Consider the following 14531-nt stretch of genomic DNA (forward strand, 5'->3'; position numbering starts at 1 on the left):
ATCTGGCTGTACTTATTGGCTATACTGTTCAGCTATACTGTATAGCTGGACCGTCTGACTGAGTTTTATAGTCCGTCGGTACAACGAGATTGATATGCTGGCCTTCACGACGTACTCTGAAGCAGGCGGCGTCGGAAAATCGACACTGGCGGCGAACCTCGCCGTCGCCGACGCCCGAGACGGACGAGACGTTCTGGTCATCGACCTCGACCCGCAGGAAGCGTCGCTTTCGTACCTGCTGGACGTCGACGACGACCGGGACGACAGTTCCGCCGACTCGCTGGTCCGACATCTAGTCGAACGTCCGCGCGGAGCGTTCGACGACCTGATCGAAACGAGCGAAGGCGTCGACGTCATCCCGGCGCACAACAGTCTCTCGATGCTCGGGAAGCACCTCCAGCGCCGCGAGGAGGAGGCCAACGATTTCGGCGAGAACTGGAACCGGAACGTCCAACTACTGCGCGTTCTCCGCGAGAACGACGTGCAGGAGCGCTACGACACGCTCATCATCGACCCGCCTGCGACGGCCGACGTCAAACTGTACAACGCGATTCATGCGACCCGCTCGCTCGTGGTCCCCTTCGAACCCAGCGGGAAGGGGTTCAAAAGCGTCGACGGCCTCGAAGATCTGGTCCCCGGCCTCGAAGAGAACCTCGGCATCAACGTCGGCGTCCTGGCCATCGTTCCGAACAACTTCTCGGGGACGAACGACCAGCGAGATATGCTCCGAGAGATTCGGTCGAAGGGGTACGACGTGCCGGTAATACTGAATCAGCGTGGCTCGCTGTTCGAAGGCTGCTGGCGACAACAGTGCTCGGCGTTCACCTACATCGAAGAGCACCGGGACCGAGAGCGCGAGTACGAACTCGAAACGCTCGAAAAACTCCAGACGCTCGCGAAGGAACTCCGGACGACTGCGGAGGCGACGGCATGAAATCCGGAACGGGCGACGACCCCTTCGCCGACGACAGCGAGGACACTGCCGCAGACAACAACGCTCGTTCAAGCGATGGCGCGTCGGAGGCACTCCAGACGCCGACGGAGACGGCTAGCGAGGAACGTCGACGGCCCGACACCCAAATCTCGGAACTGCCGTATAAGTACCGCCGCGACAGTGTCAAAGAGGCGCGCACGCAGCAGCCGATGTTCCTGCAAGATTCCACGGAGGACCTCATCGAAGAGACGCTCGACGAGATGGAGGCCGAATTCGACGAGTCCGTCTACAAAACCGACGTGGTGGAAGCGATGCTCGTCGCCGGGGCCGAAGGAGCCTCGCCAGCCGCGGTGTTGCGCCGGTGGGGCTACGGGATGAAGAACCGGTAGGCCGCCGTCCGTTTTGTAGCCCTATCGGTCTATCCACGGTTCCGAAATGGCGGTTTTTGCCGGTCGACGTGATAACTATGCGCCAACGGAGAGTATCTGCGCACGAAATAGTCATCGAAGGGTAGGTTCGGAGTGAATTGAGCTTTTGAGGTACATGTGAGTTGAACCCGCAATTATAGCGATGAAAATCCAATTTCGAATACAAAGATCGATGTGTGGTTACCAATACGATGGCGATAGCGAGGACCGACGTATCGCTTGTCAGCGCTCGGCGGCAGAGGTACTGACTGTCGTGCTGTCGCGGCGGTGCAGTCAATCCTTATGCAGGATCATCGACGGACTTCTCTCGTTCCCGTCGATTAGGACGGTGCCGTGCAGGAATTATTACGATTTTTTATGCATATATTGTCTACATAAACACCTGTAATTATCCCCCTCTGTCGCTTTGGTGATGGGGTCCCAACGTCAGAGTGAAATGAGCATGAACGAATCGACAACCGAGACGCGCACCGAGACGACAGACATGAAGTTCTACCTCCCCGCAACAGCGCTGCCGCCGAACCTCGACCGCATCGAGGCAGTCGTCGAAGATCTCTTCGACTTCCACGGCGTCGTGCTGATTCCGGACAGTTACAACAAGTAGACTCCGTCCTACTCGTTCCGTTCTTGCGGTCGAGACCTCTATTTTGACCCCGTCGGCGAAAATCTGCGCAGTTTGCGGCCAAACGGAGCTACCGATTCCTGACCCGGCGACCCTGTGCCTTCAGCAACGCGACGAGGTAGCCGAGTCCCGCCCGTGCGTTCTTGGTCCGTAACGCCGAGACAGCACCCAACAACCCCATCGGCTCGCTCTTCCGCTGTGCCTCGCCGAGCGCGCCGAGTACCGTATTCATACCCTCGACAGCGTCGTCGTCCAGTTCGAGCGCCGAGAGCGCCTGTGCGGTGTCGACGAGTGCCGCGAGGTCGCCACCCCGCTGGAGTTCCAGCACCACGTCCAGCGCGTCGACGAGGTCGCTCCCGTTGTCCTCCAACATCGTCGCCAGTTCCTCGACCTCCTCCGACGAGAGCGATTCGGTGAACGCCGTCGCCACCGTGGCGAGGTCGTCGACGTGGCCCTCGCGCTGGAGGTCGACCACGGTTTCGAGCGACGCCGAGAGGTCGTCCGCGTCCTCGCCAAGTTGGGTCGCGAGCGCCGCCGCTTCCGCCGTCGAGAGGCCGTCAGCGGCTTCGACGAGATTCGCCGCGGAGTCGGTGACGTGCTGTACCTCGGCCTCGTCGGCGCTGGCGGCGACGAGAATCGCCGTCGTGAGCGCGTCGTCCAGTTCGTCGCTGCTCTGGACCAGCGCCGCCAGTTCGTCGCCGCGTTCGGCGAGGGCCTGCTCCAGCGCGGCCCGGCCCTCGTGGTCGGTGGCGTCCTCGCGCTCGCCGTTGGTGGCCGTCGTCGGGTAGGACTGCTGTGGCTTCGCCATCTCAGTCGTCCCCCGTGGTCGTCTCGGCGGCGGGTGTGGTCGGTTCCGCTTCGGGTCCGGCCGCCCGCAATCGGACGGCGGAGACCTTGAACTCTGGCGTCGCCGCAGACGGGTCGAGGCGTTCCTCGTCGGTGAGTCGGTTGACGGCGCTTTCGGCGAAGTGGATGGGGACGAAGACGTTATCGGGGCCGACGCGGTCGGTCACTTGGGCCGGGACGACCACTTCGCCCCGTCGGGATTCGACGGTGACGAGGTCACCGCTCTCGACGCCGAGCGACGCCGCAGTGTCGGGATGAATCTCGACGAAGTCGCTGGGCGTGTACTGCATGATACCCTCCTCGCGGTGCGTCATCGTCCCGGTGTGGTACTGATAGAGGACCCGTCCGGTGGTCAGGGTGAAGGGGAACTCGTCGTCGGGGGTCTCGGCGGGTTCGCTGTAGCCGATACCTTGGAGGTTGGCCTTCCCGTTATCGGTGTTGAACTCCTCAGCGTAGAGCCGTTCGGTCCCGGGATGCTCCTCGTCCCAGCAGGGCCACTGGAGGCCGCCGTTCGCCTCGACGCGGTCGTGGGAGACGCCGCCGTACAACGGCGTCAGCGAGTTCACCTCGTCCATTATCTCGGCCGTGTCGGCGTAGTTCCAGTCACGCCCCATCCGGTTGGCGAGGTCCTGCAGAATCTTCCAGTCCGGTCGGGAATCGCCTTTCGGCTCCATCACCTGCTTGACCATCTGGACGGTCCGGTCGGTGTTGGTGAACGTGCCCGTCTTCTCGACGAACGAGCAGGCCGGGAGCACCACGTCGGCGTACTGGGCCGTCTCGTTGACGAACAAGTCTTGCACGACGAGGAATTCGAGGTCTTCGAGCACGTCCTCGGCGTGGTTGACACCGGGTTCGGAGAGCGCGGCGTTCTCGCCGATGATGTACATCCCGCGGATGTCGTCGTCGTCGGCCGCGAGGAACATCTGGGTGGTGTAGTAGCCGTACTCGCCGGAGATGTCACAGTCCCACGCCTCCTCGAACTTCGCGCGAATCTCGTCGTCAGCGATATCCTGATACCCCGGGAAGTTGTCCGGGAGCGGTCCCATGTCGCCGCCCCCGCCCTGGACGTTGTTCTGGCCGCGGAACGGCGAGACGCCCGCGCCGGGCTTGCCGAGGTTGCCGGTGATGGCCGCGAGGTTCGCCATCGCCATGACGTTCTCCGTGCCGTGGGAGTGTTCGGTCAGGCCGAGCGTCCACCCGAAGACGCAGGCGTCGGCGTCGGCGATTGTCTCGGCGGCCGACGCGATTTCCTCGTGCGGGACGCCGGTGACTTCCTCGACGCGTTCGGGGGTGAACTCCTGCACGGACGCCTTCACGTCCTCGAACCCGGTCGTGCGTTCCGCGACGAACTGCTCGTCGTGGAGGTCGTTCTCGATGATGTACCGGGTGATGCCGTTAATCCAGACGGCGTCGTAGCCGGGCTTGACCTGACTGTACTGGGTCGCGTACTCGGCTATCTGTATCTCCCGCGGGTCGAAGACGAGGAGGTCCCCGCCGTCGCGGACGTTCTGCTTGATGCGGGTCGCCAGCACCGGATGGGCCTCCGTGGTGTTGGACCCCGTCAGGAGGATGCAGTCGGCGAGTTCGAGGTCCTCGGTACTGATGGACGCCGCGCCGTAGCCGTACGTTTGTGCGAGGCCCGCGACGGTCGAAGAGTGACAGAGGCGGTTGCAGTTGTCGACGCTGTTCGTGCCGAGTACCTGCCGGGCGAACTTGCCCATCAGGTAGTTCTCCTCGTTGGTCGCCTTCGAGGAGGCGATGAGCGAGAGCGCCTCGCCGCCGTACTCATCCTTGATGCTGCCCAAGCCCTCGGCCACGCGAGCGAGGGCCTCGTCCCACGTCGCCTCGCGGAACTCCCCGTTCTCGTCCCGCACCAGCGGCGACGTGAGGCGGTCGTCGGAGTTGACGAAATCGTAGCCGAACTTCCCCTTCACGCAGGTGGAGATGCCGTTGACCGGCGCGTCTTCCTCGGCGGTCGGGCGGGCGGCGAGAATCTCTTCGCCGTCCGAGTAGAGGTCGAACCGACACCCGACGGCGCAGTACCCGCAGGTCGTATCGGCGACGTTCAACTCTTCGAGGCGCTTATCGCCGATGGACTGGGCGATTTCGAACAGTTTGCCCTCCGAGAGGGTGTCGGCGGCGACGCCCTCCGCGACGTGTTCGACGTTCTGTAAGGCCTGTTCCTTGGCCTGTTGCATGTAGCCAGCGACGCCGTCTAGCTCGTCGCTCACGGCCACTCACCTCCCTCGAATCCCGCCCACCCGTCGTCGGCTACGTCTTCGGCGGCGGGCGCGTTCGGCGTCGATCCGTTCGCGCTCGGGTCGCCGGATTCGCACCGGTCGGCGTCGCGTTTCTTCGGCGTCATCGGTCCCTTCGACCGACCGCTGCTCTCGACGGATTTCCCGATACTGTTCTTCTGGGTGAAGCCCGGCAGTGGAATCGTGGTCGCGTCCTCGATGCCCTTCTCGACGAGCGACCCGGTCGGGCACACCGTCGCGCAGTGTCCGCACGAGACACAGGTCGAGTCCTCCATCGTCTCGGCGTCGCTCTGGAAGCCGATACGAGTGTCCTGTCCGGACCCCTCCATCCGGAGGACGCCCTCCACCTGCACGTCGTTGCAGGCATCGACGCAGCGGTTGCAGAGAATGCACTTGTTGCGGTCTATCTGAATGAACGACGACGTGTCGTCCAGCGGTTCGTACTCCTCGCGGTCGTCGAGGACGCCGTATCGCGGTTCCTCCACCTCCTCGTCGATGGCGGCGTCCTGCAGTTCACACCGACCGTTCTTGCCGCAGGTCGTACACCGGAGGTTGTGGTTCGACAGCACCAAATCGAGATTCACGTCCCGGGCCTCGGCGGCCGCCTCCGCGTCGGTGCTGACGGCCATCCCGTCCTCGGCGGGATGGCTACAGGCCGGGACGATGCCGTCCGCCTCTGTCTCGACCATACAGGTCCGGCACTCGCTTCGCGGGCCGATTTCCTGTCTGTCGTAGCTACACAGCGCCGGGACGGAGTCGGCTGTGTCGACGGCCTCGACAGCGTCGAGCAGCGTCGACCCGGCCGCGACGGTCACCTCGACGCCGTCGACGGTCACGGTCGCCCGGTCCGGCCCGCCGACCGCGGGGTCGGCCGCGGTACCCGGTGCGATGTCCTCTGTCAGCGGCGGCGCGTCCTCGTGTGCGTGGTCTGAACTCATATCATGTCACCTCGACTGTCTCCGGACAGCTATCGGTCGGACAGGTCCCGTCGGCGTGGGCCTGCAACTCCGCTTCGAACTCCGCGAGCGCGGTTCGGGCCGGTCGGCCCGCCTCGACGCCGAACGCGCAGATGCTCGATGTATCCATCACTCGGACCAGTTCCTCGATGTCCTCTGGGGCGTACGACCCGTCGTAGATGTCGCGCAGCAGTTCCGCGAGTTGGGTCGTCCCCTCCCGGCAGGGGACACAGCGACCGCAGTTCTCGTCGGCCGCGAACTGCGCGCGCTTCCCGACGAACTCCAGCACACAGCGGTCGGCGGCGAGAATCTGCACCGTCCCCTCCGTTCCGAGGTCTGCGTCGGTGAGCGGTTCCGGGGCGATGCTCACATCGAGGTCCCGCGTGAGACCGCCGAATCGGCCGCCGACACAGGCCGCTTTGAACTCGCCGTCGACAGCGACGGCGTCGACTGCGTCCGCCAGCGTGGCCGACGCCGCCAGTTCGACCGTCACTGGCGCGGCGACGTCGCCCTGTACGGTCACTGCGCGGGTCGCGTCGGCGTCGCCGTCCCGCAACGACGCCGATAGCTGTGCCAGCGTGCGCGGCGTGTGTAACACCGTCGGCTGACCGTGCAGACCGACCGACTCCGGCCCCGGCGGGCGGATACGGGCCTCCAATCGGTGATTACCTTCGACGGCTTCGAGGGCCATCGTCGGCTCTGCGGCCCGGTATTCGGCCGGACCGGCGACCACATCGATTGCTGGCGACCCCTCTGGATGCTCGGCGGCGGCCTCGCGGACCGTCTCGACAGCCCGTTCGTCGGCCGTCGACGCGTAGACGATGACCGCCTCGGCCCCGACGCAGTCGGCGACGGCCGTCGCACCGTCGAGCACGTCGTAGGGTGCGCTGGCCAGTAACAGGGCGTCCGCCGGGTTTCCGTGGCCGTTGACGACAACGGCGGGGTCACCACCCGTATCTCGGACAGTTTCCCACGTAGGTGTGAGTGGCGTGTCTTGACAGATATCTCCCCATCCGCGCCCGTGGATGGCCTCGCCCGCCGCCAGTACCGCGTCCGGGCCGGGGTCGCCGAATCCGCCCGCCGCCTCGTGGTCCGCGGGATTCGTGGGGCGTCGCCATCCGGCCCCGCCGAGCATTCGTCGTCTGTCACCGCCGAGTCCCGACAGGTCGACCGCCGGGAACCGCGCCGTGTCGGGGTCGTGTTCGGCGACGGCGTCAGGTTCGGCCGCTCGAACGTCGGACCCCGCCGCGACGCTGGCGACGATTGTGTCCATCTCGGCCGTCGAACACGCCGTGTGGAACGCCGTCTCGTCGCCGTCGGTCACCGTGACTAACGGTTCGAGCGCCGGGACACCGGTCGACCCGACCTCGACGGCCCGTACGTCGGCGTCAGCGGCCACCGACAGGAGGTCTGGGGACGACCCAGCGCCCGAGATTCGTATCGTCGGTCCCTCCGCTGCGATGATGGATGCCATTTGGTATCGTGTCTTTGAACGCGGTCTGTCAGCGGCTTAAATCATCGGGTCGTCCCCGTCTCGGCGGGTATCGAGCGGTTCCGAGTCGTCGTCGATGCGCCCGTTCGCTGTGGTGACTCGGAATCTCCCCACCTGGCTGTGCGACCACCGCCACAGCATGTCGGCGCAGTGAGTGGTTGTGTTCCGTTCCCGATGGTCGGCGGAGACGAGTCGGGGGCGCTGTCGTCGCTCGCGGCGACGGCGGCGCTGTCGAACACTGCTCGGTGACTGTGCCGTCGCGGTACGCAAAAGGGTGCCGTGGAGACACCATAACAGACGGGCCCCGCGGTATGGGCTACGACGCTCACGGGGGTCCACTGGGACAGACGCGGGACCGATACAAAAGCCCTCGTCGGGAGATGTGAACCGGTTTATCCGTCCACCGACGGACCGACTGGGACCGACCGGCGAACCCCGTCGGCCGCCCTCACTTAACGACACGGACCAACCCGCGCGACGTTTTATGATGGTCCGGCGAGTAGTTGTCAGCACGATGGAACGTTCAGGCCCCGCGAGCCATCAGTCTGTATCGACCGCACCACGACCGACGCAGTGTCCCGCCTGCGGTGCCGCACTGGAACACCGGGCCGGGACCGGCATCTGTACCGCCTGCAACTGGGTCCGGCGGTTTCCCGCCGACTGAGGCCCACACCGTCCGACGGTAACGCTCACCCGTTTCGCTTGCGCTCCTGGGTCGGGTGCTCGCTGACGTAGACCTGCGTGTCGTCCGGTACGTCGTCGGTGACCCACGAGTTCGCACCGATACTGACGTGGTCGCCGACGGAGATGGCCCCGAGGACCTTCGTCCCGGCCCCGATGACGACGTGGTCACCGATGTCGGGGTGGCGCTTGTACCCCTTCTTCAGCGCGTGTTCGTCGCCCTCGTCCTCCTCGAAGTGCAACGCCCCGAGAGTCACGTCCTGATAGATGCGGACCCAGTCGCCGACGGAAGTCGTCTCGCCGATGACGACGCCGGTGCCGTGGTCGACGAAGAAGTGGTCGCCGATTTCGGCCCCGGGGTGGATGTCGATGCCGGTCTGGGTCTTCGCGTACTCGGTCAGTTCGCGGGCGTACTCGCTCGCGTCGGCCTCGTAGAGCGCGTGCGCGACCCGCTGGACCAGAATCGCGAGGAAGCCGGGGTACGAGCGGATGATCTCCATGTAGGTCTTGGCCGCGGGGTCGCCCTTGTAGGCGGCTTCCACGTCCTTCTTCAGGGCCGTCCGGATGGCGGGCAACTGGTCGAGGACGGCCGCGACGGTGTCGGCCGGGTCGCCGTCGGCGTACGGGCGCATCCCCGCGTAGAACAGGCCACCGAGGTCGTCGAGACACTCGAGCACCGCCAGTTCGTCACGAACGAGGTCGACCGCGTTCCAGCACGTCGGGAAGAACACCTGTTGGAGCAGGTCTATCTCCGTCCGCCTGTGCTCGCGCCGGGGGAATTCCGTGGGGGACTGGGAGGGGAACGGCTCCTCGTCGGCTTCGTAGGCCTGGAACAGCCGTCGGTGCGCGTCGCCCGTGTAGGTGTACTTCATACTGATACTACCAGGCGAGCGGTCTTAGTTCGGCCGCCCGCCCCCGAGTGACACCGTGGCATAGTTATTTGTCGATCCGTGCCCACATTTCGGTCATGAACGGCGAGTGCTACTTCTGCCACGGGTTAGTCCTCGCTGGCGAGTCCGAGGACATCGTCCTCGACAGCCACGCCGACCACGACGTGTTCCTGCATCGACAGTGCGCGGTGGGCCACAACGTCGTCGAACAGCGGGCGGGTCCGTCCGGCGACCTCGAAATCCTCTGCCCGGAGTGCGGCGAGGTCGAAGTCCGCTAAGCGAGGTCGACCCCGACGCCCGACTGACGGCTCGCCGCCTTGACCGTGTTGTACAGCAACATCGCGATGGTGAGCGGCCCGACGCCGCCGGGGACCGGAGTAATGGCGCCCGCTTTCGCCTTGGCGCTCTCGAAGTCCACGTCGCCGACCAGTTCGTACCCTTTCTCCGTGTCGGCATCGACGCGGTTGATACCCACGTCGATGACCGTCGCGCCTTCTTTGACCATCTCGCCGTCGATCATCTCGGGGACGCCCGCGGCGGCGACGAGGATGTCGGCCTCCCGGGTCTTGGCCGCGAGGTCGTCGGTCCGGGAGTGACACACCGTCGTCGTGGCGTTCCCACCGTCGCCGTACTGGATGAACAAGTTCGCCATCGGCTTGCCGACGATGTCCGACCGACCGACCACGACGGCCTCTTTCCCCTCGGTCTCGATACCTTCGGCGGCCAGTATCTTCTGGACGCCATGGGGGGTGCAGGGCTTGTAGCGGGCGTTGCCCGCGACGAGACGGCCGACGTTTTCTGGGTGGAACCCGTCCACGTCCTTCTCGGGGTCGATGCGCTCTAAGACGGCGCGCTTCTCGACGTGGTCCGGGACGGGCATTTGGACCAAGATGCCGTGGACGCTCTCGTCGGCGTTCAGGTCGTCGATACGGTCGAACAAGTCGTCCGCGGGCGCGTCCGCGTCGATTTCGTGGTGGCGGCCGTCGATGCCAAGGTCGTCGCAGGCCTGCTGTTTCATCGAGACGTACGTCTCGCTGGCCCCGTCGTCGCTCATCAGGACCGTCGCCAGTCCGGGCTGAACCCCCGCATCACGCAGTGTCTCGACCGACGCCTGTACGTCCGCTTCGATATCGCTCGCTATCGCGTTGCCGTCGATTATCCGAGTCATTGTCTGGTGGGTCGGTGGCGCGAACGGGTCGCTCGCGACGCTCGCGTGCCGAGGGTCACCGCTGGTCGCACCACCGGACTGGTGCCCACCAACACACCCGCCGGTCATAGGTGCCGACAGGGAATAACAAACCCATTGAAGTGCCGGTGTGTGTTCGTCCCGGATTTCCGACTGTTCGTGCGACAATCACCGTCGTATCGGGCCATTTAGCAAACCTACGCAAGGTTTTTATCGATATCGACGCGAGAGTTTACACGACAGTTACCGGGACTTCTCGGTCCCGGGGGACACACCAACAGATGAACGACATCGCGGTCGTCACTGAGCGAGCATCGTTCGCCGACACGGCCGGGGCCGCCCCGCCCGACGCGCGGGTCCCCGTCGAAGTCCGCGTCACCGTCTCGGACCCGTTCGAGGCCTATCGCCGGGTCCGGAACCGCGAGGACGACGGCGTCTACTTCGAAACCACCGGCGGGCAGTCCGGGTGGGGGTACTTCGCCGTCGACCCCGTCGAGCGAGTGCGGGTCGGTCCGGACGCGACGGCGCGAGGCGACCACGGCCCCAGTATCGGTGAGATAGACGCCCTCCTCGACCGCGAGGAACTCGTCCGCGGCGACTGCGAGGTCCCCTACCCCTGCGGCGCGTTCGGCTGGCTCTCCTACGACGTGGCGCGGGAACTGGAGGACCTCCCCGACACGACGCGCTCTGACGGACTACCGCGCCTCCAACTCGGCGTCTTCGACTGCGTGGCCGCGTGGGAGGAACCACACGATGGCGACGTGACGCTCCGCGTCACCGCCTGTCCGGTCGTCGGGGAGGACCCCGAAGCGGCCTACGAGACAGGGGTGGAGCGGGCCACCGACCTCGCCGAGCGAGCGGTGGACGGCGACCGCGGCGTCCGCTGGGAGCCGACGGCGGCCCGACAGGCCACCTTCGAGAGCGAGTGCGGCGAAGCGGCCTACGCCGAGCGCGTCCGACGGGTCAAGGAGTACGTCCGAGACGGCGACACGTTCCAGACGAACATCTCTCATCGACTGGTCGCGCCAGCCTCGGTCCACCCGGTCGACACCTTCGCGGCGGTCCGTCGGGTCAACCCCGCGCCGTACTCCGCGCTGCTGGAGTTCCCGGGCGTCGACCTCGTCAGCGCCAGTCCGGAACTCCTGCTCGACGTGGACGGCGACCGCCTGCTCACCGAACCCATCGCTGGTACCCGCCCGCGCGGGGACACGCCCGAAGAAGACGACGCCCTCGAACGCGACCTGACCACCGACGAGAAAGAGCGGGCCGAACACGCGATGCTCGTCGACCTCGAACGCAACGACCTCGGGAAGGTCAGCGAGTACGGCACCGTCGACGTGGCCGAGTACCGCCGCGTCGACCGCTACTCCGAGGTGATGCACCTCGTCTCGCTGGTCGAGGGCCAGCGCCGGGCCGACGCCAGCATCGCCGACGCCGTCGCCGCCGTCTTCCCCGGCGGGACCATCACCGGAGCACCCAAGCCACGGACGATGGAGATAATCGACGAGGTGGAACGGACCCGCCGCGGCCCGTATACCGGTTCCATCGGCGTCTTCGGCTTCGACGACCGGGCGACGCTGAACATGACTATCCGCACGCTGGTCCACCACGACGGGGAGTACCGACTGCGGGTCGGCGGCGGCGTCGTCCACGACTCGACGCCGGAGCGCGAGTATCAGGAGACGCTGGATAAAGCCCGCGCCCTCGTCACCGCCGTCGACGAGGCGCTGGGAGAACAGGGCTCGTTCGCCGTCGAGCGTGCCGACTCCACGGAGGGCGTCCGATGATACTCATTATCGACAACTACGACTCGTTCGCGTACAACCTCGTCCAGTACGTGGGGACCATCGAAGACGTGGAAGTCCGCCGAAACGACGCCATCGACGTGGCGGGCATCCGCGAGATGGACCCGGACGGCATCGTCGTCTCCCCGGGACCGGGGACGCCTGCCGACGCGGGCGTCTCTATCGACGTGTTCGCCGAGACGGACTACCCCACACTCGGCGTCTGTCTCGGCCATCAGGCACTCTGTGCGGCCTACGGGTCGCCGGTGGGCCACGCACCCGACGTGGTGCACGGGAAGCCATCCGAGGTCCGTCACGAGGGGACACCGCTGTACGAGGGCGTCGACGACCCTTTCGAGGTCGGCCGCTACCACTCGCTGGCCGTCGAGCGCGCGGACCTGCCCGACGAACTCGTCGAGACGGCCCACACTAACGACGAGGCGGGCGTGGTCATGGGGGTCCGCCACGAGGACCGCCCGCAGTTCGGCGTCCAGTTCCACCCCGAGAGCATCCTCACCGACGCCGGGATGCGCATCGTCGAGAACTTCTGTCGGACCGCCGCCAGCGCGTAATCCCTTTCAGTCGTCCTTCTCGGGCGGGTCCACGTCGTGATGCGCCTGTATGGTCGGCAAGCGGTCGACGACGCGGGCGATTACTGAGGTGTGACCCCGCTCGTTCCGGTACCACGAGCGCGTCAGCCCGGCGATACCCACGAGAGAAATAATCGCGAACGGGCCGCCCGTGAGGACCGCGAGCGCCTGTAAGGTCTCCGCGCCGCCGACCAGCAGGACCGCGACGGCGACGCCGCCCTGAACGATTCCCCAGAAGACGATGCTCCCCGTGGAGGGTGCCAGCCCCCGTCGGGTCGCGAGGATGGCGACGACGAGCGTCGAGGTGTCGGCCGAGGTGGTCATGAACACGACGATGAGCGCCAGAAAGAGGAAGACCAGCAACTCGCTGAGCGGAAGCGCGGCGAACAGCGGGAACCCCGCGACGGCCTCCGAGCCACCGGGGGCGGCGATGGCCGCAAGCACGTCGGCCTGCCCGGACTGCTGGACGAACAGCGCGGTCCCCCCAAGCAAGAGGAACCACACGACAGTCGCCGCCGACGTGGCGACGACGGTGGTGAACACGACCGTTCGAACCCGGCGGCCCCGCGAGAGCGCGGCGACGAACAGGCCTGCGAACGGTGCCCACGAGAACCACCACGACCAGTTCCACACGGTCCACGAGGCCACCCACTCACCGCCGGTGTGTAGGCTCAGCGGGACGAAGTGAACGACGTACCGGCCCAGCGCCGCCGCGCCCCGGTCGACGGCGTACGAGCGCGGCCCGAGCGCGACCAACAGGAGCGCGAACAGGCCGAACAAGACGATGTTCAGGCCAGCGATGCGACGGATGCCCCGGTGGATGCCCGTCGCGCTGGAGAGGACGAAGATGAGCGTCAGGCCGCCGACGAACACCAGCGGTCCGGCGGTCCCGACAGTCACGTCCCACTTGAACGCGACGCCCGCGAGGAACTGCTGGCTGACCAGCGCGACGGAGGTGGCGATGCCGCCGATGGTGGCGAAGACGGCGAGCGTATCCACGAGGCGTCCCCAAACCGAATCCAGCCCGTCGACGCCAAGAAACGGGGTCAGCAGCGTCGACACCCGGAGCGGCGCGCCGCGTCGGTAGACGAAGTACGCGATTGGGACGCCGATGACGGCGTAGGCGCTCCAGGCCGAGATACCCCAATGAAACAGCGAGTAGACGAGCGCGTCGCTGGCGGCCGCGGCCGAACGGGGTTCGGCCCCGAAGTACGGCGGCGGCGTCCCGTAGTGAAACAGCGCCTCGGCGGGTCCCCAGAACACCAGCCCCGCGGCGATGCCCGCAGTGAAGACGAGCGTGAAGTACGTCGGGTACGTGTAGGTCGGTTCCGTCTCGGGGCCGCCGAGTTTGATGTCCCCCCACGGACCGAGCAAGAGGACAGCGCAGTAACACACCGCGAGCAGCATCGCAACGAGGAACAACGGGCCACCAACTCGAAGGATGGTCCCGGAGACAGCGGTGACCACGGCGCCGGTCCGGGTCGGGAACACCGCCTGCAACAGGAAGAAGGCGGCGAACACCGTCACCGGGAGGCCCATCGAGAGCGGGTCCTGACTGCGTGCGAACGCCCGGAGCGTCGTCGTCAGTCTCGTGTGCCGGACCCGCAGGAGGTAGTCTCCGCTCCCCTCGTCCTCGTCGCCGCCGTAGGGGAGGACGGCGAGGTAGCCCAACCCAGACCCGAAGAAGACCAGCGAGATGGCGACCCAGCCCTGCCCCGTCACCGCCTCGCCGACGAAGTCTCGGAAGAAGAAGCCGACGAAGACGATGGCCCCCGACGCGGCGGCCACCGGGACCAGTAGCTTCGCGACTAGCGCGTCGAGACCGCCCGCTTCGGAGGCCGCCATACTGTGTGGTACGGTAGCG

General features: G+C 66.2%; 13 protein-coding genes. 6 read left to right on the top strand and 7 right to left on the bottom strand.

The features are described 5' to 3' along the window. Positions 1-94 precede the first annotated feature (94 nt). The 3 genes from NJQ44_RS17615 (at position 95) to NJQ44_RS17625 (ending at position 1966) form a co-directional block, all read left to right on the top strand. Positions 95-934 carry a ParA family protein gene (locus NJQ44_RS17615; protein WP_254274525.1) on the top strand — a complete coding sequence of 280 codons (840 nt, stop codon included), beginning with the start codon at positions 95-97 and terminating at the stop codon, positions 932-934. After that, positions 931-1323 (top strand): DUF7970 domain-containing protein, encoded by a 393-nt coding sequence (locus NJQ44_RS17620; RefSeq protein WP_254274526.1) that lies wholly within the window; start codon positions 931-933, stop codon positions 1321-1323. Before NJQ44_RS17615 ends, NJQ44_RS17620 begins: the two co-directional genes overlap by 4 nt. A 481-nt stretch (positions 1324-1804) precedes the next feature. Then, complete coding sequence (locus tag NJQ44_RS17625; protein WP_254274527.1) at positions 1805-1966, top strand: hypothetical protein; 162 nt, start codon at positions 1805-1807, stop codon at positions 1964-1966. Positions 1967-2054: 88 nt separating this feature from the next. Here NJQ44_RS17625 and NJQ44_RS17630 read toward each other — a convergent pair whose 3' ends face one another. From NJQ44_RS17630 to epsC, 5 genes are all read right to left on the bottom strand, one after another. Beyond that, complete coding sequence (locus NJQ44_RS17630; RefSeq protein ID WP_254274528.1) at positions 2055-2792, bottom strand: helical membrane plugin domain-containing protein; 738 nt, start codon at positions 2790-2792, stop codon at positions 2055-2057. A gap of 1 nt (position 2793) precedes the next feature. Then, a complete protein-coding gene (gene fdhF, locus NJQ44_RS17635; protein WP_254274677.1) occupies positions 2794-5028 on the bottom strand; it encodes a formate dehydrogenase subunit alpha in 2235 nt (744 codons plus the stop codon). Positions 5029-5057: 29 nt separating this feature from the next. After that, complete coding sequence (locus NJQ44_RS17640) at positions 5058-6026, bottom strand: 2Fe-2S iron-sulfur cluster-binding protein (RefSeq protein WP_254274529.1); 969 nt, start codon at positions 6024-6026, stop codon at positions 5058-5060. A gap of 1 nt (position 6027) precedes the next feature. After that, positions 6028-7518, bottom strand: coding sequence for an NADH-ubiquinone oxidoreductase-F iron-sulfur binding region domain-containing protein (locus NJQ44_RS17645; protein ID WP_254274530.1), 1491 nt, complete (start codon positions 7516-7518; stop codon positions 6028-6030). A 707-nt stretch (positions 7519-8225) separates the two neighbouring features. Continuing rightward, a complete protein-coding gene (epsC, locus tag NJQ44_RS17650) occupies positions 8226-9089 on the bottom strand; it encodes a serine O-acetyltransferase EpsC (protein ID WP_254274531.1) in 864 nt (287 codons plus the stop codon). Between the two features lie 95 nt (positions 9090-9184). Here epsC and NJQ44_RS17655 point away from each other — a divergent pair, with 95 nt between their 5' ends. Then, positions 9185-9385, top strand: coding sequence for a hypothetical protein (locus tag NJQ44_RS17655; protein WP_254274532.1), 201 nt, complete (start codon positions 9185-9187; stop codon positions 9383-9385). Here NJQ44_RS17655 and NJQ44_RS17660 read toward each other — a convergent pair. Beyond that, on the bottom strand, positions 9382-10275 hold the full coding sequence (locus tag NJQ44_RS17660; protein WP_254274533.1) for a bifunctional methylenetetrahydrofolate dehydrogenase/methenyltetrahydrofolate cyclohydrolase: 894 nt from the start codon (positions 10273-10275) through the stop codon (positions 9382-9384). The two genes, NJQ44_RS17655 and NJQ44_RS17660, sit on opposite strands and share 4 nt — an antisense overlap. 299 nt (positions 10276-10574) lie before the next feature. Between NJQ44_RS17660 and NJQ44_RS17665 the strand changes: the two genes are divergently transcribed. Both NJQ44_RS17665 and NJQ44_RS17670 read left to right on the top strand, forming a co-directional pair. Then, positions 10575-12080, top strand: a complete 1506-nt coding sequence (locus tag NJQ44_RS17665) for an anthranilate synthase component I family protein (protein ID WP_254274534.1) — start codon at positions 10575-10577, stop codon at positions 12078-12080. Continuing rightward, positions 12077-12649: an anthranilate synthase component II gene (locus NJQ44_RS17670; protein WP_254274535.1), complete on the top strand. Its 573-nt coding sequence runs from the start codon at positions 12077-12079 to the stop codon at positions 12647-12649. Before NJQ44_RS17665 ends, NJQ44_RS17670 begins: the two co-directional genes overlap by 4 nt. Before the next feature lie 6 nt (positions 12650-12655). Here the strand turns inward: NJQ44_RS17670 and NJQ44_RS17675 are convergent, their stop codons facing one another. Continuing rightward, positions 12656-14512, bottom strand: coding sequence for a BCCT family transporter (locus tag NJQ44_RS17675; protein WP_254274536.1), 1857 nt, complete (start codon positions 14510-14512; stop codon positions 12656-12658). Between the last annotated feature and the right edge of the window lie 19 nt (positions 14513-14531).

The sequence above is a fragment of the Haloarcula marina genome, assembly GCF_024218775.1.
In the GTDB taxonomy this organism is placed as follows: Archaea; Halobacteriota; Halobacteria; order Halobacteriales; family Haloarculaceae; genus Haloarcula; species Haloarcula marina.